The 22,526-nt window shown below is 37.7% G+C and carries 20 protein-coding genes; 13 read left to right on the top strand and 7 right to left on the bottom strand.

The genetic code is table 11. From position 1 onward, the window contains the following. The first annotated feature begins 161 nt into the window (after positions 1-161). On the top strand, positions 162-860 hold the full coding sequence (locus RMO03_RS00605; RefSeq protein ID WP_309640136.1) for a hypothetical protein: 699 nt from the start codon (positions 162-164) through the stop codon (positions 858-860). Next, complete coding sequence (murC, locus tag RMO03_RS00610; RefSeq protein WP_309640137.1) at positions 861-2,216, top strand: Mur ligase family protein; 1,356 nt, start codon at positions 861-863, stop codon at positions 2,214-2,216. A gap of 10 nt (positions 2,217-2,226) precedes the next feature. On the opposite strand, the gene RMO03_RS00615 is transcribed toward murC, so the two are convergent. Beyond that, on the bottom strand, positions 2,227-3,717 hold the full coding sequence (locus RMO03_RS00615; protein WP_309640138.1) for a T9SS type A sorting domain-containing protein: 1,491 nt from the start codon (positions 3,715-3,717) through the stop codon (positions 2,227-2,229). A gap of 124 nt (positions 3,718-3,841) precedes the next feature. Here RMO03_RS00615 and radC point away from each other — a divergent pair, with 124 nt between their 5' ends. The 4 genes from radC (at position 3,842) to RMO03_RS00635 (ending at position 6,748) form a co-directional block, all read left to right on the top strand. Further along, positions 3,842-4,537, top strand: coding sequence for a RadC family protein (gene radC / locus RMO03_RS00620; protein WP_309640139.1), 696 nt, complete (start codon positions 3,842-3,844; stop codon positions 4,535-4,537). Positions 4,538-4,598: 61 nt separating this feature from the next. Continuing rightward, complete coding sequence (locus tag RMO03_RS00625; RefSeq protein ID WP_309640140.1) at positions 4,599-5,285, top strand: YjjG family noncanonical pyrimidine nucleotidase; 687 nt, start codon at positions 4,599-4,601, stop codon at positions 5,283-5,285. A gap of 1 nt (position 5,286) precedes the next feature. After that, entirely contained in the window at positions 5,287-6,012 is a 726-nt protein-coding gene (locus tag RMO03_RS00630) for a hypothetical protein (protein WP_309640141.1), read from the top strand. A 43-nt stretch (positions 6,013-6,055) separates the two neighbouring features. Continuing rightward, positions 6,056-6,748, top strand: coding sequence for an XAC2610-related protein (locus RMO03_RS00635; protein ID WP_309640142.1), 693 nt, complete (start codon positions 6,056-6,058; stop codon positions 6,746-6,748). A 46-nt stretch (positions 6,749-6,794) separates the two neighbouring features. On the opposite strand, the gene RMO03_RS00640 is transcribed toward RMO03_RS00635, so the two are convergent. Beyond that, entirely contained in the window at positions 6,795-8,072 is a 1,278-nt protein-coding gene (locus RMO03_RS00640; RefSeq protein WP_309640143.1) for a replication-associated recombination protein A, read from the bottom strand. A 206-nt stretch (positions 8,073-8,278) separates the two neighbouring features. Between RMO03_RS00640 and RMO03_RS00645 the strand changes: the two genes are divergently transcribed. Next, positions 8,279-9,088, top strand: a complete 810-nt coding sequence (locus RMO03_RS00645) for a rhomboid family intramembrane serine protease (RefSeq protein WP_309640144.1) — start codon at positions 8,279-8,281, stop codon at positions 9,086-9,088. Here the strand turns inward: RMO03_RS00645 and rlmB are convergent. The 5 genes from rlmB to RMO03_RS00670 all read right to left on the bottom strand — a co-directional run bounded on the left by rlmB (position 9,085) and on the right by RMO03_RS00670 (position 17,506). Continuing rightward, the gene (rlmB, locus tag RMO03_RS00650) at positions 9,085-9,819 is read right to left on the bottom strand and encodes a 23S rRNA (guanosine(2251)-2'-O)-methyltransferase RlmB (RefSeq protein WP_309640145.1); all 735 of its coding nucleotides are present in this window, start codon (positions 9,817-9,819) and stop codon (positions 9,085-9,087) included. The genes RMO03_RS00645 and rlmB overlap by 4 nt on opposite strands. 63 nt (positions 9,820-9,882) lie before the next feature. Then, positions 9,883-10,794 carry a hypothetical protein gene (locus RMO03_RS00655; RefSeq protein WP_309640146.1) on the bottom strand — a complete coding sequence of 304 codons (912 nt, stop codon included), beginning with the start codon at positions 10,792-10,794 and terminating at the stop codon, positions 9,883-9,885. A 13-nt stretch (positions 10,795-10,807) separates the two neighbouring features. Beyond that, positions 10,808-12,541 carry a SusD/RagB family nutrient-binding outer membrane lipoprotein gene (locus RMO03_RS00660; protein ID WP_309640147.1) on the bottom strand — a complete coding sequence of 578 codons (1,734 nt, stop codon included), beginning with the start codon at positions 12,539-12,541 and terminating at the stop codon, positions 10,808-10,810. Positions 12,542-12,559: 18 nt separating this feature from the next. Continuing rightward, positions 12,560-15,811 (bottom strand): SusC/RagA family TonB-linked outer membrane protein, encoded by a 3,252-nt coding sequence (locus RMO03_RS00665; protein ID WP_309640148.1) that lies wholly within the window; start codon positions 15,809-15,811, stop codon positions 12,560-12,562. Between the two features lie 96 nt (positions 15,812-15,907). Then, entirely contained in the window at positions 15,908-17,506 is a 1,599-nt protein-coding gene (locus tag RMO03_RS00670; protein ID WP_309640149.1) for a hypothetical protein, read from the bottom strand. A 251-nt stretch (positions 17,507-17,757) separates the two neighbouring features. Here RMO03_RS00670 and rpsL point away from each other — a divergent pair, with 251 nt between their 5' ends. From rpsL to rplD, 6 genes are all read left to right on the top strand, one after another. Then, positions 17,758-18,141 (top strand): 30S ribosomal protein S12, encoded by a 384-nt coding sequence (gene rpsL / locus RMO03_RS00675; RefSeq protein ID WP_007136570.1) that lies wholly within the window; start codon positions 17,758-17,760, stop codon positions 18,139-18,141. A 21-nt stretch (positions 18,142-18,162) separates the two neighbouring features. Next, positions 18,163-18,639: a 30S ribosomal protein S7 gene (gene rpsG / locus RMO03_RS00680; protein ID WP_309640150.1), complete on the top strand. Its 477-nt coding sequence runs from the start codon at positions 18,163-18,165 to the stop codon at positions 18,637-18,639. A 10-nt stretch (positions 18,640-18,649) separates the two neighbouring features. After that, positions 18,650-20,806 carry an elongation factor G gene (gene fusA / locus RMO03_RS00685; RefSeq protein ID WP_309640151.1) on the top strand — a complete coding sequence of 719 codons (2,157 nt, stop codon included), beginning with the start codon at positions 18,650-18,652 and terminating at the stop codon, positions 20,804-20,806. Between the two features lie 10 nt (positions 20,807-20,816). Further along, positions 20,817-21,122 carry a 30S ribosomal protein S10 gene (rpsJ, locus tag RMO03_RS00690; RefSeq protein ID WP_011963470.1) on the top strand — a complete coding sequence of 102 codons (306 nt, stop codon included), beginning with the start codon at positions 20,817-20,819 and terminating at the stop codon, positions 21,120-21,122. A 110-nt stretch (positions 21,123-21,232) separates the two neighbouring features. Then, positions 21,233-21,847, top strand: a complete 615-nt coding sequence (gene rplC, locus RMO03_RS00695) for a 50S ribosomal protein L3 (RefSeq protein WP_309640152.1) — start codon at positions 21,233-21,235, stop codon at positions 21,845-21,847. Continuing rightward, positions 21,847-22,476, top strand: coding sequence for a 50S ribosomal protein L4 (gene rplD, locus RMO03_RS00700; protein ID WP_309640153.1), 630 nt, complete (start codon positions 21,847-21,849; stop codon positions 22,474-22,476). Before rplC ends, rplD begins: the two co-directional genes overlap by 1 nt. The last annotated feature ends 50 nt before the right edge of the window (positions 22,477-22,526 follow it).

A 22,526-nucleotide genomic window follows, 5' to 3' on the forward strand; every position in this document is an offset into this window, starting at 1 on the left:
AAACTCTTATAAAACGCTATTAAATAAGGCTTTACGATAAATTAACATGGTGTTTTTTGTCGATTTTTTCTGCTTTTAATGGATTTTTTTTCGATACCAATGCTAAAGTTTAGCTGTATATCAATTCTAATTTTACTACTTTTGAAACTCATTTTTAAAGGATGAATAAACTACTTGCAGCATTATTACTTTTACCTCTTTTTTTATGGGGACAATCGAATTTTGAAAAAGCCGAAAAATTATTCGATGAAGAAAAGTACACACAAGCCAAACCGCTTTTTCTGTCGATTTTAAAAGACTATCCGACCAATTTAAAAGTGATAGAATACTTGGGTGATATTTCGAGTCATTCGAACGATTGGGACAACTCGATTGTTTATTATGAAAAACTCAAAAAATTAAAACCTACCGAAGCTAATTATTACTACAAATATGGTGGCGCTTTAGGAATGAAAGCTAAAGTAGGCGGCAAATGGGTTGCCATCAGACTCATTGGTGACATGCGTGAATCCTTTGAAAAAACATTGCAATTGAATCCAAAACACATCGAAGCACGTTGGGCGTTGATTGAATATTATCTTCAACTTCCCGCATTTGTTGGCGGAAGCGAAAAGAAAGCACAACGCTATTCGAATGAATTAATGAAATTATCACCAGTCGACGGCTATCTTTCCAAAGCCCACATCGACGAATATTTTAAGCGATATACGAGTGCCGAAAAAAATTACAAGTTGGCCATTCAAGTTGGCGGGTCTAAAAACACATATGAACGCTTGGCGCAACTGTATAAAGAAAAATTGCATCAGCCCGAAAAGGCCAGTCAAGTTTTAAAAAATTATAACGAAAAATTCAAATCATAAATGCGTACACATTTTATAGCCATCGGCGGAAGTGCCATGCACAATCTCGCTTTAGCGCTACACAATAAAGGTTATCAAGTTACAGGAAGTGATGATGCTATTTTTGAACCTTCAAGAACTAGATTGGAAAAAAAAGGATTATTGCCAAACGAAATGGGTTGGTTTCCTGAGAAAATTACCACCGATATTGAAGCCGTAATTCTCGGAATGCACGCCAAAGCCGACAATCCTGAATTGCTTAAAGCACAAGAATTGGGTTTGAAAATTTATTCGTATCCTGAATTTCTTTACGAGCAATCGAAGCATAAAACCCGTGTCGTTATTGGCGGTTCGCATGGTAAAACAACCATCACTTCGATGATTTTGCATGTGATGCATTTTCACAATATTGAAGTCGATTATATGGTAGGCGCACAACTCGAAGGCTTTGATACGATGGTGCACTTAACCGAAACAAATGATTTTATAGTCCTTGAAGGCGATGAATACTTATCATCACCGATGGATCGTCGACCAAAATTTCATTTATACCATCCGAATATTGCGCTTATTTCTGGGATTGCTTGGGATCATATTAACGTGTTTCCAACGTATGAAAATTATGTCGAACAATTCGAAGTTTTCATCAAACTCATTACCAATGGCGGTATTTTGGTTTATAATGAAGATGATAGTGAAGTCAAACGCATTGCAGAAGCAGCGACCAATCCTATCAGAAAATTGGCCTACACAACACCAAAATACAAAGTCGATAATGGCGTAACCTTACTCGAAACGCCAGAAGGCAATATGCCGATTGAAGTTTTTGGAGCCCATAACCTAAACAACCTTGCCGGAGCCAAATGGATTTGTCAAAATATGGGTGTTGATGAAGCCGAATTCTATGAAGCCATCGCATCATTCAAAGGCGCATCGAAACGATTGGAGAAAATTGCTGAAAGCCTAACGAAAGTAGCTTATAAAGATTTTGCGCATTCACCAAGTAAAGTGTCCGCGACTACAAAAGCAGTCAAAGAGCAATATCCAAACCGAACGCTTGTGGCTTGTTTAGAGTTGCACACGTATAGCAGTTTGAATGCAGAATTTCTCAAAGAATACCAAGGAGCTCTTGATGCAGCTGATGTAGCCGTAGTTTTTTATTCGCCTGATGCGGTCAAAATTAAGCAGCTTGATGAAGTTTCGTATGAGCAAATTGCGGGCGCATTCAACAGAAATGATTTGATTATATATACGAATCCACAAGATTTTAAAGCGTATTTATTTAACCTTAATCTTGAAAATTCAGCACTTTTATTGATGAGTTCGGGTAATTATGGTGGACTTAACTTCGACGAGGTAAAAGGATTGATTCAATAATTATAGGTTATCAACGTTTAACAAGCTTTTGATGAACAATGGTTTTTTCTGCCGTTTCGATATCGATCAGATAAATGCCTTTCATCAAATGGGAAACATCCATCTTTATTGAACTGTTTTTTTGTCCTGCAATCTTTTTACCATCAAGAGTGTAAATACAAACGGTTGCTATATTTTCTGTAAAATAAATCTCGTTTGTCGCCGGATTAGGATAAAATGATACCTTATTAATATCCCATTGCTGTGTGCTCAATTCAGTACCGCTAAAAATTCGCGCAATCATAAAATCGTTAAGTGCATAACCACTCACCAGAATTTGTCCGGTAGATTGTAGCTTCATATCGTAAACTGATACCCCATTGTCCTCTGGAACAACAAAATTAGCTTTACCATCACTATTAAAAGTTATGTCAAGTTCACCTCCTGGTGTGAGTCTTATCACAAACATATTTCTTTCAGGTGTAGTATAATAAGAGCCTGCAACCAAAATGTTGCCATCGGGTTGCACGACAATGGCATTGCAATAATCAGAAGTGCCCACCATGTTAATGCTGAATCTTCCATCGCCACTAAACGTGTTGTCTAAATCGCCATTAGTAGTAAATCGGACAATACCAACATCTTGTGAGGCACCAATATAAGAATCGGCAGCCATTAGAATTTTACCATCGGGTTGAAGTGTCATATCATAAACCGTATCATTACCATAACTGCTTGCCACTTTTGCAACGGCTTTACCGTCTGTACTAAATGTGGTATCGAGTTGTCCGTCGGTGGTCAATCTTACGGCAGCAAACCAACAATTGCTCGATGCCACAGGATAAGAAAAACCACCAATAAGAATCTTTCCATCGGGTTGTAACGCCATGCAAGTGCCGCGGTCATCACCTTGAACATTAATGCGTTGTTTTCCATTAATGCCAAAGCTGTTATCTAATGTGCCATCAGCATTAATACGTGCTGCTACATAATCGGCGGATGAATAGGTTCCCGCCTGACCTGTGACTACGATTTTACCGTCAGGTTGTAAAGCAACGCCACTGAGGTAATTCATATCTTCATCAAAATCGAAAACCAGTTTTCCTGTTCCGTTAAAAGAGTTGTCTAAGTTACCATCTGGATTGAGGCGCACAACACCAAAAAAATAAATTCCGCCCGGAGTAAACACGTCACCGGCAATAATGATTTTTCCGTCAGGTTGCACCACCACTTCTTTCCCGGCAGCATTGTATCCAGCAAAATTAACCAACAATTGCCCTTGGGTTCCAAAGGTGTTGTCGTAGGTGCCATCAGCCATTAATTTTATAGCAGTGAAGTTATCATAACCACCTACCATAACAATCTGATCGTTTGGCATTACGGTCAGACTGTGTCCGGTATCAAGATCTTCGTTTTGTGTAATCAGAAAACCCGACACTCCAAAATTTAAATCAAGTTCACCGGATTGCGGGAATGCTACAGTTATTGAAAACAGTAGCAAAGAAGTATATATTTTTCTCATTTTGAATTCTTTGCGACAAATGTAATCAACTCGGTTGTCAGTTCTGAGTTGTTGGTTAAAAAAAAGTTATTACTTTTACTAAAGTTAACCGACAACTTACAACAAATTTTAAACGCCATACAACATGTCTGAAAACACTTTTTTCCCAATTCGCAGTTGGTCCGAAGATGACAAACCCCGCGAAAAATTGCTACTCAAAGGCAAAGCTGCACTAAGCGATGCAGAATTAATCGCCATACTTATTGGTTCGGGAAGCAGAAACGAATCGGCTGTCGATTTAAGCAAACGCATCCTAAAAAGCGTCAACAACAATCTCAATGCACTCGGAAAACTTTCGGTGGCGCAACTCAACAATTTTAAAGGAATCGGTGATGCCAAAGCCATAACCATTCAAGCAGCCATGGAATTGGGCAGGCGGCGCAGGGCAGAAGCAGCGATGGAACTTCAAAAAATCAGTTCTAGTAAAACGATTTTCGACATCATGCAACCCATCATTGGCGAATTGGCGTATGAAGAATTTTGGATTATTTATCTCAACAATGCGAACAAAATTATTGCTAAATCGCAACTCAGTAAAGGCGGCATTACAGGAACGGTGGTCGATGTGCGTTTGGTTTTCAAAACGGCTTTAGAATTGAGTGCCGTTGGAATTATTTTGTCACACAATCATCCATCAGGAACTTTGCAACCTAGCGAATCCGACAAGCAGATTACACGAAAGCTCAAAACTGGCGGGGAACAATTAGACATTAAAATTATTGACCACGTCATCATTACTGAAACCCAATATTTCAGTTTTTCAGACGCCGGAATTCTTTGAATGATTTAACATCAAAACACCAAAAAACTTTCCGACTTTTGTTTTTTTTAAATAATAACGATTGAAAAAAGACATTACCCATATTTTCTTCGATTTAGACCACACACTTTGGGATTTCGATACCAACTCTGCGTTGGCGTTCGATGAAATTTTCAAAAGAGATTATCCTACGATTGATACAAAATTGTTTTTAGAACATTACATTCCAATCAATCAAGCATGTTGGGCATTGTTTCAGGTTGATAAAATGACGCATGAAGCACTGCGTTACCAAAGACTAAAACAATCTTTCGATGCGATCAATTATGCAATATCCGACGATCAGATCGAGCAAATTGCACAAGATTACATTCAATTATTGCCGGAATTTAACCACCTTTTTGAAGATGCTTTAGAAACTTTATCGTATTTGAAAGCACGATATCAACTGCATATCATCACCAATGGTTTTGCGGAAGTTCAGTTTCGAAAAATGTCGAATTCTAATTTGTCGCACTATTTCAAAACTGTCACCAATTCAGAAATGGCTGGCGCTAAAAAGCCCAATCCGATTATTTTTCAACATGCTTTGCATTTGGCTCAAGCGCAAAAGAACGAAAGTATTATGATTGGCGATTCCATCGAGGCCGATGTTAACGGTGCTTTAGATTTTGGAATGGAAGCTATTTTTTTCAATCCAAATCAAATTGAAGTTCCTGAAAATATTATTCAAATCAGTACTTTAGCACAACTTAAAACGATTTTTTAAAATGAAAAAATTTGCAGTCATTGTGTTCTTTTTGGTAGGTCAATATTTGCTGGCACAAACCACGGTTAATCAATATCAATATGTTATTGTGCCTACTCAATTTAAATTTACAACGCAAGAAGATCAATACCGTTTGAATACATTAACCAAACTTTTATTAGAAAAATATGGTTTTAAAGTGTATTTCGATACCGATGTTTTGCCAGAAGCATTAAAAGATTCAAGATGTGATAAACTCTATGCCGATGTGGTGAGTTCGGGAAGTTTTATAATAACCAAAATTCAAGTTACTTTAAAAGATTGTCAAAATAATTTGATCTATCAATCTGCTATTGGGAAAAGTAAAGAGAAAGAGTATAAAGCGGCATACACACTAGCTTTACGTGAAGCTTTTCAATCTTTTGAAACGTTGCATTATCAATATACACCAACAAAAAGCAATGCAAAAATAGCAACACCAAACAACGAAAAAGCCATAGTAAGCGAATCGTTTGATGATTTTAATAACAACGAATTGCTTTATGCGCAAACCATTTCAAACGGCTATCAGTTAGTCGATACCACACCGAAAATCATTATGAAGATTTTCAAAACATCAAATCCCACTACATTTTCAGCAATAAAAGGAACCATTCAAGGTGTGTTGATTTCTAAAGACAATCAATGGTTTTTTGAATACTATCAAGAAGAAAAACTAATTTCGGAGAAAGTTAATGTGAAGTTTTAGATAGAAGTTGGGAATAGAAGTAAGTAATTAGTTATGCCATTATATGAAAACGATTGCCTTAATATTCACGCTGCTATTTATTCTCATCAGTTGTAAGAACGACGATAAAAATTCAGCCCAAAAGATTATCCGTATAATTGAAAAAGATACTATTCGTGTTATAGATAGTACCATTATTAAAGAAAGAAAATACGATAACCTTTCGCAAAGTTTTGATTTTAAACTTACTTATTACGAGAAATACGTTGGCAAAAATGTCACTAAGCATTATTGGGATATTATCATATACAACAAGCAAGGAAAGAAAATAGATTCTATTCGACAAAACGTAAATCTCTTTTATTCTTCTTTGGTTAACCTTGATAATGTTAGATCTTATAGAACTGGAATTAACATAGATAAAGAAGCTGTCGATAACTATTATGGGGATTTCATAGTTGCCGATTTCAACTTTGATCATAAAGATGATTTTACAATAATCAATGATTTAGGCGGAAATGGAGGAACATTCTACAGTTATTACATTCAAGAATCCAATAGAAAGTTTAACTTAAACAAATTCTTAACTGACTCGATAGTTTACTTTCCTGCTAAAATAAATAGTAAAAACAAAACTTTGGTAACCTACATTCACGCCGGAGTTTGTGGTTTGGGCGAACATATTTACAAACTTGATCACAAATCAAATATTTGGACAGAAAAAAGGCATAGAATTATAAATGTATGTAAAGAATAACGGCACAAAACAGTTGTCTAACACAATTGCTGATTTAACCCCTAACTCAATACCCATACTTCTCCTTCCAACGATTCTTCAAAAATTCTCGTGTTCCATTTTCCCGACTGTTATTACCAGGCTCATAAAAAGCCTTTCCTGAAATCGCATCGGGCAAAAATTCCTGCTCCGCAAAATTGTTCGCAAAATCATGTGAGTATTTATAATCATCGCCATAACCCAATTCCTTCATCAATTTCGTCGGTGCATTGCGCAGTGGAATCGGAACTGGTAAATCGCCCGTTTCTTTAACGGTTTGTTGTGCATTACCAATCGCCATATACGACGCATTGCTTTTCGGAGAAGTAGCCAGATAAATCGCGCATTGACTCAAAAGAATTCTGCTTTCAGGATAACCGATTGTAGAAACCGCTTGAAACGTATTGTTCGCCATAATGAAAGCCGTAGGATTGGCATTTCCGATATCTTCACTCGAAAGAATGAGCATGCGTCGCGCAATAAATTTTACGTCTTCGCCGCCTTCAATCATTCTCGCGAGCCAATACACCGCTGCATTCGGATCACTGCCGCGAATCGATTTGATAAACGCCGAAACGATATCATAATGCTGTTCCCCGGTTTTGTCATACAACACGGTATTCTGCTGCACGATTTGTAAAACTCGTTCGTTGGTGATTAAAATCTCGTCTTCAGCGGAAGCGTTTACGACGAGTTCAAAAATATTCAATAGTTTGCGTCCGTCGCCACCTGAAAGTCGCAACAGCGCTTCTGTTTCGTGCAATTCAATTTTTTTCTGTTTCAAAATCACATCGGTCGTAATCGCACGCTGCAATAAAGTTTCAAGATCAGCTTTGGTAAACGGATTCAAAACATACACCTGACAACGCGACAGTAAAGCGGGAATCACTTCAAAACTCGGATTTTCGGTCGTTGCGCCAATGAGTGTAATCCAACCTTTTTCAACCGCAGCCAACAACGAATCTTGCTGCGATTTGCTGAAACGGTGAATCTCATCAATAAACAAAATCGGGTTTTTCGAAGTAAACAATCCGCCACTTTGTTTGGCCTTTTCAATGACCTCGCGAATGTCTTTCACACCCGAATTAATGGCACTCAAAACATAAAAAGGGCGTTTCGATTCTTGTGCAATAATCTGCGCCAAAGTCGTTTTTCCGGTTCCGGGTGAACCCCAAAAAATCAACGACGGAATGATGCCTTTCTCAATTTGAAGCGTCAGCGAACCCGTCGGCCCGACCAAGTGCGATTGACTGATATAATCTTCCAAATGTTGCGGGCGAATGCGCTCGGCTAAAGGTGCTTCCATGTTGTAAAATTAGTATTTTTTAATTAATTTTCAGGAGCTATTTCCAGCTGTCCACTAAATCTTTTGCGCCGAACGACGGCACAAAAGGATACCGTTCCCATCTGGGCTAGGGCAATCGTTTCTATATCAAAAACTGACAAAATAGCACAACTTTCGTTTTGGTCATATTTTTGACAAACCGACAACGCACAACCGACAACTCAAACATGGAAGACCAACATTTCAAATTCTCCGCCTCAGTCATAGCACTTCCGTTTCTATCCGTACTTTCGTTATGGATCGTCTTTTGGTTCGGTGTTCGTTTTCATTTTGATATCGAAAATTACGGCATTTACCCACGCACTTTAGAAGGTTTACGCGGTATTGTTTTCAGCCCATTTATTCATGGCAACATCGAACATCTCTACAACAATTCGATTCCGTTATTCATACTAATTGCTGCGTTGCGGTTTTTTTATCGCGATCAAACGTTTCAAGTTTTGGGCTACGGACTTCTGTTAACCGGTGCCATCACTTGGATTATCGGTAGAGAATCGTATCACATCGGCGCCAGTGGATTGGTTTATTTGCTTGTCAGTTTTATTTTCTTCAAAGGCATGCGCACTAAGTATTATCGTTTGGTGGCTTTATCCTTAATGATTGTAATGGTATATGGCGGTTTGGTTTGGTATATTTTTCCGAACGTAAAAGAAGGCATTTCTTGGGAAGGCCATCTCGCCGGGTTGATTGTAGGGTTTGCGTTTGCCGTTACATTCAAAACACCTGAATACAAAAAACTAATTCGCTACGATTGGGAACGCGAGGATTATAATCCGCAAGAAGATAAGTTTATGCAACGCTTTGATGAGTATGGTAATTTCGTCAATTTGCCGCCACTCGACCCGAGCGATAGCGAATTGGCGAAGCAAATGATACAAGAATTACCAACTACATTGCATACCACAAACTCAGAATATGATGTAGTGTATGATGCAGTCGAAAATAAATATATTATAAAAAGAAAAGAGAATCTTTAACTTCTCTGACGAACCGCTTCGTAAAGAAAAGCGCCGCAAGCTACCGAAACATTCAATGATCCGATGCTTCCAAACATGGGTAGTTTTGCTTTTTCATCGACGATTTTTAGCACCGATGGATTGATACCTCGGTCTTCACTTCCCATAATAATGGCCACAGGTTCATTTAAAGCAACATCATAAATATTTTGCTCTGTTTTTTCTGTAGCGGCTACGGTTTTTATCCCCGAACCTTGCAGGTAAAATATCGCATCTTTGATGTGTTCTACTTTACAAATCGGCACATTGAAAACAGCTCCCGCAGAAGTTTTTACAGTATCCCCATTAACCGGAGCGGAGCCTGCTTTTTGAACGATGATACCATTCACGCCAGTGCATTCAGCGGTTCTAATAATCGCACCAAAATTACGGGCGTCGGAAATTTGATCGAGAATAAGAAACAAGGGCGTTTTACCTGATTCCATAGTAGCTTCAACCAATTGCTCTAAATCCATGAAACCGATAGGAGAGATGCTGGCCACAGCACCTTGGTGGTTGTTGGGTGTGAGTCTGTTGAGTTTTTCTACAGGAACATAGGAGAAATTCACATTGGCTCGCTTCATGACTTTCATCAAATCTTTCATTAATTCGCCTGAAATCTCCTTTTGAATGAAGACTTTATCGACTTCTTTTCCTGATTGAATCGCTTCTATGATGGCACGGATGCCAAATATCAAATGTTCTTTTTCCATGGCGCAAAGATATAAAAAAACCACCCCGATTGTGGGATGGTTTTTAAAGACATTTTTATAGGATTAATTTTTGGTCAGGATGAAAGTCTGATTCTGTGCCTGACCACTAAAATCTAATGATAGATTGATATCACCTGTACAAGTTCCTACAGTTCCGTCTCCGGTTACATCGATTGGAATACCGTAATCGAATGACTCATTGGATTGTACTGTTGCAGTACCATCAGCTGGATCAATCGTTACCAGCATATAACTTGTTCCTGTATTTGCAATAAACGGATTGTTGGTACTCAAAATTCTAAAAGTAAATGGTCCATCAGACGGAACATGTGTAACCGGTACGGTATCTCCGGCGCCATAATCAGCCCATGCATCAGCAACTACAGTATAATTACCATCAAATATCGAAGCATCTGCCAAAGGGCAAAAGAATTGTGCTGAATATTGAAAAGGTGAATTTAAATAAGATCCGCCGGTAACTGTAGCACTCGCATTCGTAGCTGAAAAAGTTCTTCCATCGGTTAAAACCATCTCAAATTTTAAGTTGAAACTATCATTGGCAGTGTAAGAGCCATCAGCAATACCAAGCGCAGTGAGTACTTCTGTGAGACTTACATCAACATCGCCTCTTGGATATCCATTTGGACCAGCAGAGAAAATTGATGGGGAATATGATTTTACTATACTTTCCTCTGTAGTTTCTCCATTGGTAGTATAATTTGCATAGAGCTTTATTTCCGATATGGTTGATGCATCGGCACCCTGAGCTTCTAGTGTTGCGGACCATTCCGCTGCTGGATTGGTGAAATCGAAAGTACCTGTATTGATAGATATTGTTCGAAGTACAGCTCCCGCTGTTGTTCCTGCCGATACTTGATTGGCTAGACTACTATTGTCATCGGATTCGCATGATGCCATTAAAATCACAGCAGCTAAAAACAAGTAATGACTAAATCTGTTGATATATGTTTTCATTTTCATTTTTTTTTTAGTTAGCAATTGGACCACTAGCATTATTATCCCAGAATACAGGAACACTTTGATTTGCTTTTTGTGTCATGTTAGCGTTATTATTTACCGCATTAGATGGGTAATATAGTGATCGTACAAAATTACCTGGTGTTGGTGATCTGTCGGGCTGTAGGGTAGTTGGATAGCCAGTTCTTCTGTAGAAATTGTAGGATTCAATTCCGTTTCCAAAGACTGCTCTGAACTGTTGAACGCCTAAAACATTCCATCTTCCGTTGACATCAGCAGCATCCCATTCCGAACTTACTGCATCAGTGAAGTTTGAAACATCGGCGGGAGCAGGTGCAAAGTCGACATCAAAATCAGGATCGCGTGGGCCAAATGACATTACTTTATTGATGGATTTATCAATTCCTTCCATCATTTCAGTTTTTGCCAGTCCGGGATCGTTATTTGCCAGTGCCATTTCTGCTTTCATGAAATTACCCCATGAAGCTAATAATATTGGTGTAATGCCATTACCTCTAGCACCTCTAGGCTGGTTTGTAGCAGTGTTGTATACTTTTAAGAAATTATCACCATCAAATTTTCCTCCGGCTGGATAGACTCCAAATGTAGATTTAAGGAAACCATCGGGTGGAACACCATCGTTATCTCCGTGATCTCTTCCCCAATATCCGTGTGGAAGACTACAAAATGTAAAGCCTCCTGTCACATAGTGCACCGGAGCAGACTGAAGCGAGCATTTTAGGTTTTGTTCATCAACATCGATTTCCTGTCCGGGAACTGCTGCTACTTGTCTGTAGAAATAGTATCGTAGTCTCGGGTCGCTTGCGTTATCCATCGTTCCCATTAACCAATTTGACATATAATCAGAGGCACCCGTCGGAGTATAATTTAGACCATATCTTGGGTGACGGTTGTCAGGATTGGAAGCGCTTGATCCTAACCAACGGTAAACTAAATCGTCACTTGAATTTGTAATATAATCGCCTGAAGCTACAATGTCATTAAATTTAGAAGCAGCGGTATTGTCAACCAATCGGGTTTGCAGATACAATTTCATTTTTAATGTATTGACTGCTTTTATCCATTTGCTATAATCATTATTGTAAAATACTTCTGAATTTGGTTTTGCTGATACAGTGTTAGTGAAATTTACAATGGCATTATCCAACAATACAATCGCAGCTGCATATATGGAAGCTCCAGAATCAGTTTTAGGATTTGTATTCGCCAATCCTTGACCTATTTCGGTGTATGGAATATCGCCATAAAAATCGACCATTGCTGTCATGGTATAAGCTTCTATAAATTGTGCAATCGCTACATGTCGCGTTTTGCCAACAGCTAAAGCCAGTGGTGTCATTGTGCGGATATTCGAGATGATTCCGGCATACGAATTCGTCCATTCATCATCAGAATCTGAGGCTTGATAAACGGTTGCGTAATTTCTGGAATTAGTATTCGACATGGCATACATTCTTGTAAGTTCCGCTCCAAAAAGCGACAGTCCGTCTCCGTTGGTGGAACCACCTGATTCCCAATTTTCATCATTACTAAAGTCTGCATTTCCTTCAATTTGTCTCGCAAAGTTTTTTTCGATGCTATTGAAAAGAAACTCAACATCTGCCTGTTCGGGAGATAAGCTAAATGGATCTTTGGATTTGTCTAATTCTAAAGATTCACAAGAAACATTTACTATTAAACCTATCATTGATATAAGTATAATATATATATTATTTTTTTTCATTTTTAATTTTTTAAATGATTAGAAACTTAGTTTTAAAGAAAACCCATATTTTTTTGAACTTGGACCATTGAGAAAATCAAACCCAACGCCATTTCCAACACCGGTTCCAGATGTATTTGGATCAAAATTAGCTCCTTTTGGGGTGTTAATAGCTCTATAATACAAATTATTCCCGGATACTTTAAATGATATTGCGCTGAACGCAGTTTTTTCTAAAAATTTTGCAGGCACTGAATATCCGAATGATACTTCCTGTAAACGTATTGTGGTAGCGTCATAAATTTGCAACTCACTAGGGCCAAATGCGAAATTTGTAAAATAATAATCGGAATTATTAATCTGCACCGTATTGACGGCACCTTGTTCATTAACGCCGGGTAATACAAAAGTTCTTTCTCTATCTAAGGTCTCATCAATTAATCCTCTACCCAATAATGTTGAAATAGTGCTTGAATATATATCGCCACCTTTGGTATAATTAATCAAGAAACTGAAATCAAAATTCTTATAGGAAAAAGTATTGTTGATATTCATTATCCAATCAGGATTTGCATCTCCAATAATACCGTCATTTGGATCTTGTATATAATTTCCATCAGCACCAACCACCAAATTGCCATTGGCATCTCTTAGGACTCTGCTTCCAAAAATAGCGGTTAATGGAGAACCAACCTGAGCTACATTTCCTAAATTAGAAAACCCGCTGTATATAATTTTATCAGTGTCTTGACCCAAGTCAGTAACTTCAGTGTCGCTTTGGGTAAAGTTCATGCTGGCTTCCCATTTGAATCCATCATCGGAGCCTGTTTTGATAATCACTGCAGTTAAATCCATTTCAATACCATGTCCTTTAATTTCACCAATATTAGTTTTGGTTTGGGTATAGAAAGTTGAAGGGTCGAGCGGTCTGTCAATGATTAAGTCTTTAGTGATTCTTTGGTATAATGAAAAATCAATACCAAATCGATTTTTATAGAACTTGGTTTCCACTCCGAATTCATACTCTGTTAAGAGTTCCGGTTTAAGATCAGGATTCCCTAATGTTTTTCCCACAGCATTGGAGACAATGTTTTGAGATGCTTCTTCAGGGTTAGAGTTTGATTGACTGTCGCGAACATTTAAAAGCAAAGTGTTTGAAACAGGATAACTTCCAAAATCACCAAAACTTGCGGAAGTACCTATGCCGACTCTTAATTTTAAGAAATTTAATCCTTTGTCAGAAGATAATTTTTCGAACGCTGTAGTTGGCAAAAATGATATGCTGGCACTTGGGTATAGTTTAGAATTGTTTTTAGATGAAAAATTGGAAACCCAATCCTTTCTCGCTGATAAATTAAGAAATAAATAGCTGCTATAATCAAAATCTACCTGAGAATAAACCCCTGCGATATTGCGGTCTGCAAAATTTTCAATGGGTAAAGAGTTAGCGAAATTGTAATGTCTCAATACTCCAAATATCTGTTGACCATCACTGGCAACACCATTGCTCTCAAAAGTTTCATTTCTCGTTGTCGCACCAACATTAAAATTTAAGTTTAATTTATCGGTCAGTGCAAATTTTCCATTCAACATGGCATTGTGATCCCAAATCGTGTTGATGTTGTTCCATGTTTCATAGAAACCACTAGCTGTTCTAGCATTCCCGCTGTTGGTGTTGACTCCGCCTTTGTTTTGGTAATTCACATTGGATTCATTATAATTGTCTAAACCGACACGATATAATACGCTAAAATTAGCATTGAGTTCGTAATTTATCGAAGCATTTCCGAAAAAGCGGTTGGTGGTTTGTTTGGTTCCTGTATTGTTCAATGTCCATAATGGATGCTGAATACTGTTGTCCTGTCTGTAATAAACACTTCCTCCCGTTAATGGATTTTGGTAAGGCAATCCTTGAATGTCTATACTTCTTGGCGTAAACCATAAGTCGCCAAATATTGAGGAACCTGTTCCTGTGGCGCCATTACCTTGACTTAAAGCTACTGGCGGTGACACAAATCCCGTTTTAGCATAATTCAACGTACCGGCTACAGTAAGTTTTTTAGAAACTTTTGAGCTACCACCAATAGATAATGTGTTTCGTGTTACTTTATTACCTGGTGTAAAGCCTTCGTCTTCATTATGACCATAATTTAAGCTATAGATTATGTCTCCATCATCTGACTGGCCTTTGAAGTTTACCGAAGTATTCGATATCACACCCACTCGGAAAAAATCTTTTACAGCATCATAAGCTCTCCATTGATAACGAACGCCTTGATATTGAGGAAATGCATCCGAAAAACTAGCTGTTGAATAAGGGTGTGGAAGCGTTCCATTAGCATCGAATGCTGAGCTGTTTCCCCAACCTGTTGTTCCTTCTTTCTCGAATTTTGGACCCCAGTTACTGAAGAACCAACCGAATGCTTGGTCAAATCCGTTTCCATATTTATTTTGGTAATCAGGCAATGAAGCGATTTCATTAAAAAACAAAGAAGAAGTGATGGCAACATTTCCTTTTTTACTACTTTTCTTATTGGAACCTGACTTGGTAGTAATTAAAATGACACCATTTCTACCGGCAGAGCCATATAAAGTTGATGCCGCGAGTCCTTTAAGTACGCTTATACTTTCGATATTGTTTGGGTCTAAATCTAAAAATCGACTCGATCCATTATTACCATTGACAAAATCATTACGATCTCCTTGTCGACCTACTGAGTTGGTGTCGGAGCTAAAAGGAACTCCATCAACAATAAATAAAGCTTGGTTGGAAGAGCTAAAACTTTTGTAACCTCTAATAATTACATTAGTTCCGGATCCGGACATCCCATTTTGAGAAATGATATTCACACCTGAAGCTTTACCACTTAGAATACGGGCAACATCGCTATCGGCTCTTTCTTCAATTTGTGATGCTTTGACTTCACTTACGGCATATCCTAATTTCTTTTTTTCTTTTTTAATGCCTTGTGATGTAATGACCACGCCTTCAAGCTGTACAGAATCATCAGACATCTTAACGGTCATCTTTGAACTGGCAGATAACTCCAAGGTTTTCATCCCTAAGAATGAGAATACTAATTTTTCTCCTTGTTTAGCAGAGATTTTAAAATTCCCATCAAAATCGGTTTGGGTTCCGTTAGGGGACCCTTTCACCAAAACATTAACTCCAGGAATTGGTAGGCCAGACTGATCTGTAACGGTTCCGGTTACAGCAATCTCCTGCGCAAAAGCAAGTGGCGCGATTAACATTAATAAAAATGTTAAAATTTGATTAAACTTTAGCTTCATTTTTAAATTATTTTGAATTAGTTCTATAAAATTCCAAATAAATTGTTAATAAACCTAATAAAAATGTAGCTTTTTATTCACAATTGTGATAATGTTCTAAAACTGAGTTTTAAAACTAATGTGTACTATAGAGTTCGATCCTTTAATCTCCTGCTCTTTTGTACTGCCATTAGCGTATACAATATTGAATAGTCCGTTTTTTGTTGCTAATCCAAATCCAAAACCTATTCCCAGCAAACTTCCGCCGTTGTTTGTGGTTTTGTCCTGATAATAGCCGTAATCAATAATCGAATGTACATAGAGATTGGGCGCGATGATATATCGATACTCAGTGAGAAGCGAAGAGAAAAGATGCGCTTGAAGGCTGTTTTCGTTAAATCCGTGAATGGAATTGATGCCGCCAAAACGATAGAGTTCGTTGACGATATAGATATCGCTGTTGAGATAATAATTCTGACTTTTGATATTAAAATTGTTTTTGTCATTCAGGAAAAAAGTATGTTTGATGTTGGCATTCAGAAACATCTGATCGTTTTTGGTGAACTTTGATTTTCTGGAGCCAATACCGAATTTAAAATCAACTTTAGTTTTTTCAGGAAATAAGAATTCATCGGATTTGAAATCAACAAATTCGAATTGTGTAGTTACAAAGGAATTTTCATAATCACTGATGCTTGACGTATTCTGGTTTTGAATGTCGCTCGACTCTGCAGATTGATAGCCGAGATATAAACGGGTGTTATAATTAAAAAAGTAACCCAAATCGAGTGCGGTCTGTGTGTTCTGAAATGTGCTGTCCTGTTTGAAGATGTTTAGTTGTGCTTTCAATCCAAATGGGCTTTTAAAAATATACGGTAATTCAATCTTCGCATTGAAGGTCTTTTGGTCGTTGCCATCGCTTTTCCAATATAAGGAAAACGTTTCGCCAGTGTTTAGCAGGTTGTTTAAAGTCAAATCAAGGTAGCCCGTTACGCTCACCTTTTTATTCTCATCATTGGCAAACCCTATAAAACCGTCAAAATTATTTGACTTTACCTTTTCGAGATATACGTACACTTTAGTCGAATCTGTTGTAAATAGTATCTCAGGATATCGGGTTTGTTTGACGAAACGAAATTTCTCAATATCGGAATAGATGTTTTTGAGGTTGTCTTGATTGAACAGTTTCTTTTTGTAAATCCGTTTTAGGTTGTGTTTGTGGCTTTCGGGAAATTTATCATAACCATTAATAACAATATCATCAAGATGCCGAATCTTCTCAGTTTGTGCATATAGTTCCGCCGTAAGGTTCTGATTGGTTTTTTTAATATTAATCAGTCGAAGTTTAGATAAAGCAAAACCTTTTTTTTCTAACCGAGTTAATGTCAGTTTGAGGAAAGTTTCGATTTCAGGATAAGGAATTGTCAATGTGTCTTTTTTCGAGTCAAATAAGTCCAATGACTTCAACGCAGAATCTTTACCTATATATATATGTATGAAAGCAACCCTTCTTCCTAGTCTAAATTGATACAAAAATGTGGAGTCATTAATCTTTTGGTTGTTTTCAATTTCAGATTCAATATAGCCGGATTGTGTTAGTTTTTCGGAGAGCGATTTAGTTTCGTTTACAATCGATTTAGCATCATCGAGGATTTTATTATAACCAATAGAATCGATGCTTTTTTGTTCTGCTGTCGATTGGCTGACGATTTTCAAATATTGATTCTGGGCGGAACAATTCCACCCAGCGATAATAACAAATAAGGAGAAAAATAGACGCTTCAATGTCAAACTTTATTTTGATAAAAGTAACGCAAAAAAAAGACAGTTTGTTATAAAATATAATTTGTTGAATACCAGGTTTAAAAATTAATTAATTATGATTTGTTTCATTAAAAAATATTACTACATTTGCAACCCCGTAAAAAGCGGGAAATTTAATATATAAGTAATTTTTAGTATTAATTATGCCAACAATTCAACAATTAGTAAGAACTGGAAGAACTCAGATAACTAAGAAGAGTAAATCGGTAGCTTTAGATTCTTGTCCTCAAAGAAGAGGTGTTTGTACGCGTGTTTACACTACAACTCCAAAAAAACCAAACTCCGCGATGCGTAAAGTAGCGCGTGTACGTTTGACTAATGGAAATGAAGTAAATGCTTACATCCCTGGTGAAGGACACAATCTACAAGAGCACTCGATAGTATTAGTTAGGGGTGGAAGGGTAAAAGATTTACCAGGAGTTAGATACCACATTGTGCGTGGTGCACTTGACACATCAGGTGTAGCAGGAAGAACACAAAGAAGATCTAAGTACGGTGCGAAACGCCCAAAAGAAGCAAAAAAGTAATTTAACTTTTAAGAAAAAGACATGAGAAAAAGAGCGGCCAAAAAAAGACCCCTTTTACCAGATCCGAGGTTTAACGACCAACTGGTAACACGTTTCGTGAACAACTTAATGTGGGACGGAAAGAAATCAACTGCTTTCAAAGTGTTCTATGATGCAATCGATATCGTAGAAGCTAAGAAACAAGACGCAGAAAAATCGTCATTAGAAATTTGGAAAGATGCCTTGACAAACGTTATGCCTCACGTAGAAGTGCGTAGCCGTAGAGTTGGTGGTGCTACATTCCAAATCCCAATGCAAATCAGACCAGACAGAAAAATCTCTATGGCAATGAAATGGTTAATCCTTTACGCCAGAAGAAGAAACGAGAAATCTATGGCTCAAAAACTAGCCTCTGAAGTTTTAGCTGCGGCTAAAGAAGAAGGTGCTGCTGTTAAAAAGAGAATGGATACTCATAAAATGGCTGAAGCAAATAAAGCATTCTCTCACTTTAGATTTTAATCATTAAGAAATGGCTAGAGAACTTAAATACACAAGAAATATTGGAATTGCTGCTCACATTGATGCTGGTAAAACAACAACAACTGAGCGTATTCTTTTTTATACAGGAAAATCACATAAAATTGGTGAAGTACACGATGGTGCTGCAACAATGGACTGGATGGCGCAAGAGCAAGAAAGAGGTATCACAATTACTTCGGCAGCGACTACTTGCGAATGGAATTTTCCAACTACTCAAGGTAAAATTTTACCTGAAACATTACCTTACCATTTTAATATTATTGATACACCGGGACACGTTGACTTTACCGTAGAGGTAAATCGTTCGTTACGTGTACTTGATGGATTGGTTTTCTTGTTTTCTGCTGTTGATGGTGTTGAGCCACAATCAGAAACCAACTGGAGACTTGCTGATCAGTACCGTGTGCCGCGTATCGGTTTTGTTAATAAAATGGACAGACAAGGTGCTAACTTCTTGATGGTTTGCCAGCAAGTAAGAGACATGCTAAAATCAAACGCTGTGGCAATCACTTTGCCTATCGGTGATGAGATCGATTTTAAAGGAGTTGTAGATTTAGTAAGAAACCAAGCTATTGTTTGGGATGAAGAAGGTATGGGAGCAACTTACGAGATTGTGCCTATTCCTGAAGACATGCTTGCAGAAGTAAAAGAATACAGATCAATTCTTATTGAAGCAGTTGCTGATTATGATGAGAATTTGCTTGAAAAATTCATGGAAGATGAAAACTCTATTACGGAGGAAGAAATCAACACGGCATTAAGAGCAGCTGTTATGGATATGGCTATCATTCCTATGATTGCTGGTTCTTCTTTCAAAAACAAAGGCGTTCAATTCATGTTGGATGCAGTTTGTAAATACTTACCATCTCCAATGGATAAAGAAGGTATCGAAGGAATTCATCCTGATGATGCTGATTTATTAGAAGAAGACCAAACTAAAATTTTACGCAAACCAGACGTTAAAGAGCCTTTCGCTGCTTTGGCATTTAAGATTGCTACTGACCCATTCGTAGGTCGTCTGGCTTTCTTCCGTGCTTATTCAGGACGTCTTGATGCTGGTTCTTATGTCTTGAACACACGTTCAGGAAACAAAGAAAGAATTTCTCGTATCTACCAAATGCACGCGAACAAACAAAACCCAATCGATTATATCGAGGCTGGTGATATTGGAGCTGCTGTTGGATTTAAAGATATCAAGACCGGAGATACATTGTGTGATGAAAAACACCCGATTATTCTTGAGTCGATGAAATTTCCTGCACCGGTAATTGGTATCGCTATTGAGCCTAAAACTAAAGCTGACGTCGATAAGATGGGTATGGCTTTGGCGAAATTGGCTGAAGAGGATCCAACATTTACCGTGCGTACAGACGAAGCTTCAGGCCAAACGATCATTTCGGGAATGGGTGAGCTTCACTTGGATATCCTTGTAGATCGTATGAAACGTGAATTCAAAGTTGAAGTAAACCAAGGTGAGCCTCAGGTTGAATATAAAGAAGCTTTCACTAAAAAAGCGCAGCACAGAGAAACATACAAGAAACAATCAGGTGGTCGTGGTAAATTCGGTGATATCGTATTTGTACTTGAGCCGGCTGAAGCTGTTGACGGAAAAGTTCCTGTTGGATTGCAGTTTGTGAATGCAGTAAAAGGTGGTAACGTTCCTAAAGAATATATCCCATCAGTTGAGAAAGGTTTCCGTGAAGCTATGAAAACTGGTCCTTTAGCAGGATACCAAGTGGATAGCTTGAAAGTAACTTTATTGGATGGATCTTTCCACCCGGTCGATTCTGATGCACTATCATTTGAATTAGCAGCAAGAATGGGTTATAGAGAAGTAGCGAAAGCTGCCGGCGCTATCATCCTTGAGCCAATCATGAAAATGGAAGTAATCACACCAGAAGAAAACATGGGAGATATCGTTGGTGATATCAACCGTCGTAGAGGTCAGGTGAATGATATGGGTGACAGAGCTGGTGCAAAAACCATCAAAGCGGATGTGCCATTATCAGAGATGTTCGGATATGTAACAACATTGAGAACTTTATCTTCTGGTAGAGCTACATCTACAATGGAATTTTCACACTACGCTGAAACACCTGCTAACATTTCGGAAGCAGTAATCAAAAAAGCAAAAGGAACCGCTTAATTTTAAGAAAATGAGTCAAAAAATCAGAATAAAATTGAAATCTTACGATCATATGTTGGTAGACAAGTCTGCCGAGAAAATCGTAAAAACAGTAAAAAGTACTGGAGCTGTTGTAACTGGACCTATTCCGTTGCCAACTCACAAAAAACTTTTCACCGTATTGCGTTCTCCACACGTGAACAAAAAAGCGAGAGAACAATTTGAAGTAATGTCATACAAGAGATTAATTGACATTTACTCTTCTTCTTCAAAAACCATTGATGCTCTAATGAAATTAGAGTTGCCAAGTGGAGTTGAAGTGGAAATCAAAGTATAATTAAAGTCTAAGATTTTGGTGTAAAGTATCGGGATTTTCATTCTGATACTTTATGCTTATGTCTAAGAGCAAACAAAAAGAATTTTTTTAATAATCAATAATTAATAATTATGTCTGGGTTAATTGGTAGAAAGATCGGCATGACCAGCATCTTCGACGAGAACGGGAAGAATATTCCTTGTACGGTAATCGAAGCTGGACCATGCGTTGTTACCCAAGTCAGAACCAAAGAGGTCGACGGGTATGAAGCGTTGCAACTTGGTTTCGATGACAAAAACGAGAAACATTCCACGCAAGCGGCCATTGGTCACTTTAAAAAAGCAGGAACTGTAGCTAAGAAAAAAGTCGTTGAATTCCAATTTGAAAATGAGTACAAATTAGGTGAAGTTTTAACAGTTGATGTTTTTGCTGAAGGCGAATTTGTAGATGTGCAAGGTGTATCAAAAGGGAAAGGTTTCCAAGGGGTTGTTAAACGTCACGGTTTTGGTGGTGTTGGACAAGCAACTCACGGACAACACAACCGTTTGAGAGCGCCAGGTTCTGTAGGAGCTTCTTCTTATCCATCTAGAGTATTCAAAGGAATGCGTATGGCTGGAAGAATGGGAGGAGATAATGTGAAAGTACAAAATCTTAGAGTTTTAAAAGTAGTGGCTGATAAGAACCTACTTGTGATCAAAGGATGTATTCCTGGATGTAAAAACTCTTATGTAATCATTCAGAAATAATGGAAGTAAAAGTTTTAGATAAAACCGGAAAAGATACTGGCAGAAAAGTACAACTTTCTGACGCAGTATATGCAATTGAGCCAAATAATCACGCGGTATACCTTGACGTTAAACAATATTTAGCGAACCAAAGACAAGGAACTCACAAAGCTAAAGAAAGAGCTGAAGTTACTGGAAGTACGCGTAAGATTAAAAAGCAAAAAGGAACAGGTACTGCACGTGCAGGTAGCAAAAAAAGCCCATTGTTTAAAGGTGGAGGTACCGTTTTCGGACCACGTCCAAGAAGTTATTCATTCAAATTGAATAAAAGCTTGAAGCGTTTGGCAAGAAAATCTGCCTTCTCAATCAAAGCAAAAGAATCAAATATTTTGGTATTGGAAGATTTCGATTTCGAAACACCAAACACCAAAAATTTCATTACTGTTTTGAAAGCTTTAGGGTTAGAGAATAAAAAATCTTTATTCGTGTTGGGTGATTCAAATAAAAATGTATATTTGTCCTCACGCAATTTAAAGGCTTCTAGCGTTGTAAGTAACTTAGAATTAAGCACTTACGCAATTTTAAATGCAAATAATCTAGTTCTTCTAGAGAGTTCTTTAGAAGGAATTGAAGAAAATTTAAGTAAATAATAGGATATGAGTATCATAATTAAACCTATAGTAACTGAAAAAGTAACCAA

This window comes from Flavobacterium sp. (assembly GCF_031411595.1).
Classification (GTDB): Bacteria; Bacteroidota; Bacteroidia; order Flavobacteriales; family Flavobacteriaceae; genus Flavobacterium.

Bases quoted from the DNA above. Each gene is read 5' to 3' on its own strand.
- RMO03_RS00605 (WP_309640136.1), top strand. From the start codon at position 162: ATGAATAAACTACTTGCAGCATTATTACTTTTACCTCTTTTTTTATGG.
- murC (WP_309640137.1), top strand. From the start codon at position 861: ATGCGTACACATTTTATAGCCATCGGCGGAAGTGCCATGCACAATCTC.
- RMO03_RS00615 (WP_309640138.1), bottom strand. From the start codon at position 3,717: ATGAGAAAAATATATACTTCTTTGCTACTGTTTTCAATAACTGTAGCA.
- radC (WP_309640139.1), top strand. From the start codon at position 3,842: ATGTCTGAAAACACTTTTTTCCCAATTCGCAGTTGGTCCGAAGATGAC.
- RMO03_RS00630 (WP_309640141.1), top strand. From the start codon at position 5,287: ATGAAAAAATTTGCAGTCATTGTGTTCTTTTTGGTAGGTCAATATTTG.
- RMO03_RS00635 (WP_309640142.1), top strand. From the start codon at position 6,056: ATGAAAACGATTGCCTTAATATTCACGCTGCTATTTATTCTCATCAGT.
- RMO03_RS00640 (WP_309640143.1), bottom strand. From the start codon at position 8,072: ATGGAAGCACCTTTAGCCGAGCGCATTCGCCCGCAACATTTGGAAGAT.
- RMO03_RS00645 (WP_309640144.1), top strand. From the start codon at position 8,279: ATGGAAGACCAACATTTCAAATTCTCCGCCTCAGTCATAGCACTTCCG.
- rlmB (WP_309640145.1), bottom strand. From the start codon at position 9,819: ATGGAAAAAGAACATTTGATATTTGGCATCCGTGCCATCATAGAAGCG.
- RMO03_RS00655 (WP_309640146.1), bottom strand. From the start codon at position 10,794: ATGAAAACATATATCAACAGATTTAGTCATTACTTGTTTTTAGCTGCT.
- RMO03_RS00660 (WP_309640147.1), bottom strand. From the start codon at position 12,541: ATGAAAAAAAATAATATATATATTATACTTATATCAATGATAGGTTTA.
- RMO03_RS00665 (WP_309640148.1), bottom strand. From the start codon at position 15,811: ATGAAGCTAAAGTTTAATCAAATTTTAACATTTTTATTAATGTTAATC.
- rpsL (WP_007136570.1), top strand. From the start codon at position 17,758: ATGCCAACAATTCAACAATTAGTAAGAACTGGAAGAACTCAGATAACT.
- rpsG (WP_309640150.1), top strand. From the start codon at position 18,163: ATGAGAAAAAGAGCGGCCAAAAAAAGACCCCTTTTACCAGATCCGAGG.
- fusA (WP_309640151.1), top strand. From the start codon at position 18,650: ATGGCTAGAGAACTTAAATACACAAGAAATATTGGAATTGCTGCTCAC.
- rpsJ (WP_011963470.1), top strand. From the start codon at position 20,817: ATGAGTCAAAAAATCAGAATAAAATTGAAATCTTACGATCATATGTTG.
- rplC (WP_309640152.1), top strand. From the start codon at position 21,233: ATGTCTGGGTTAATTGGTAGAAAGATCGGCATGACCAGCATCTTCGAC.
- rplD (WP_309640153.1), top strand. From the start codon at position 21,847: ATGGAAGTAAAAGTTTTAGATAAAACCGGAAAAGATACTGGCAGAAAA.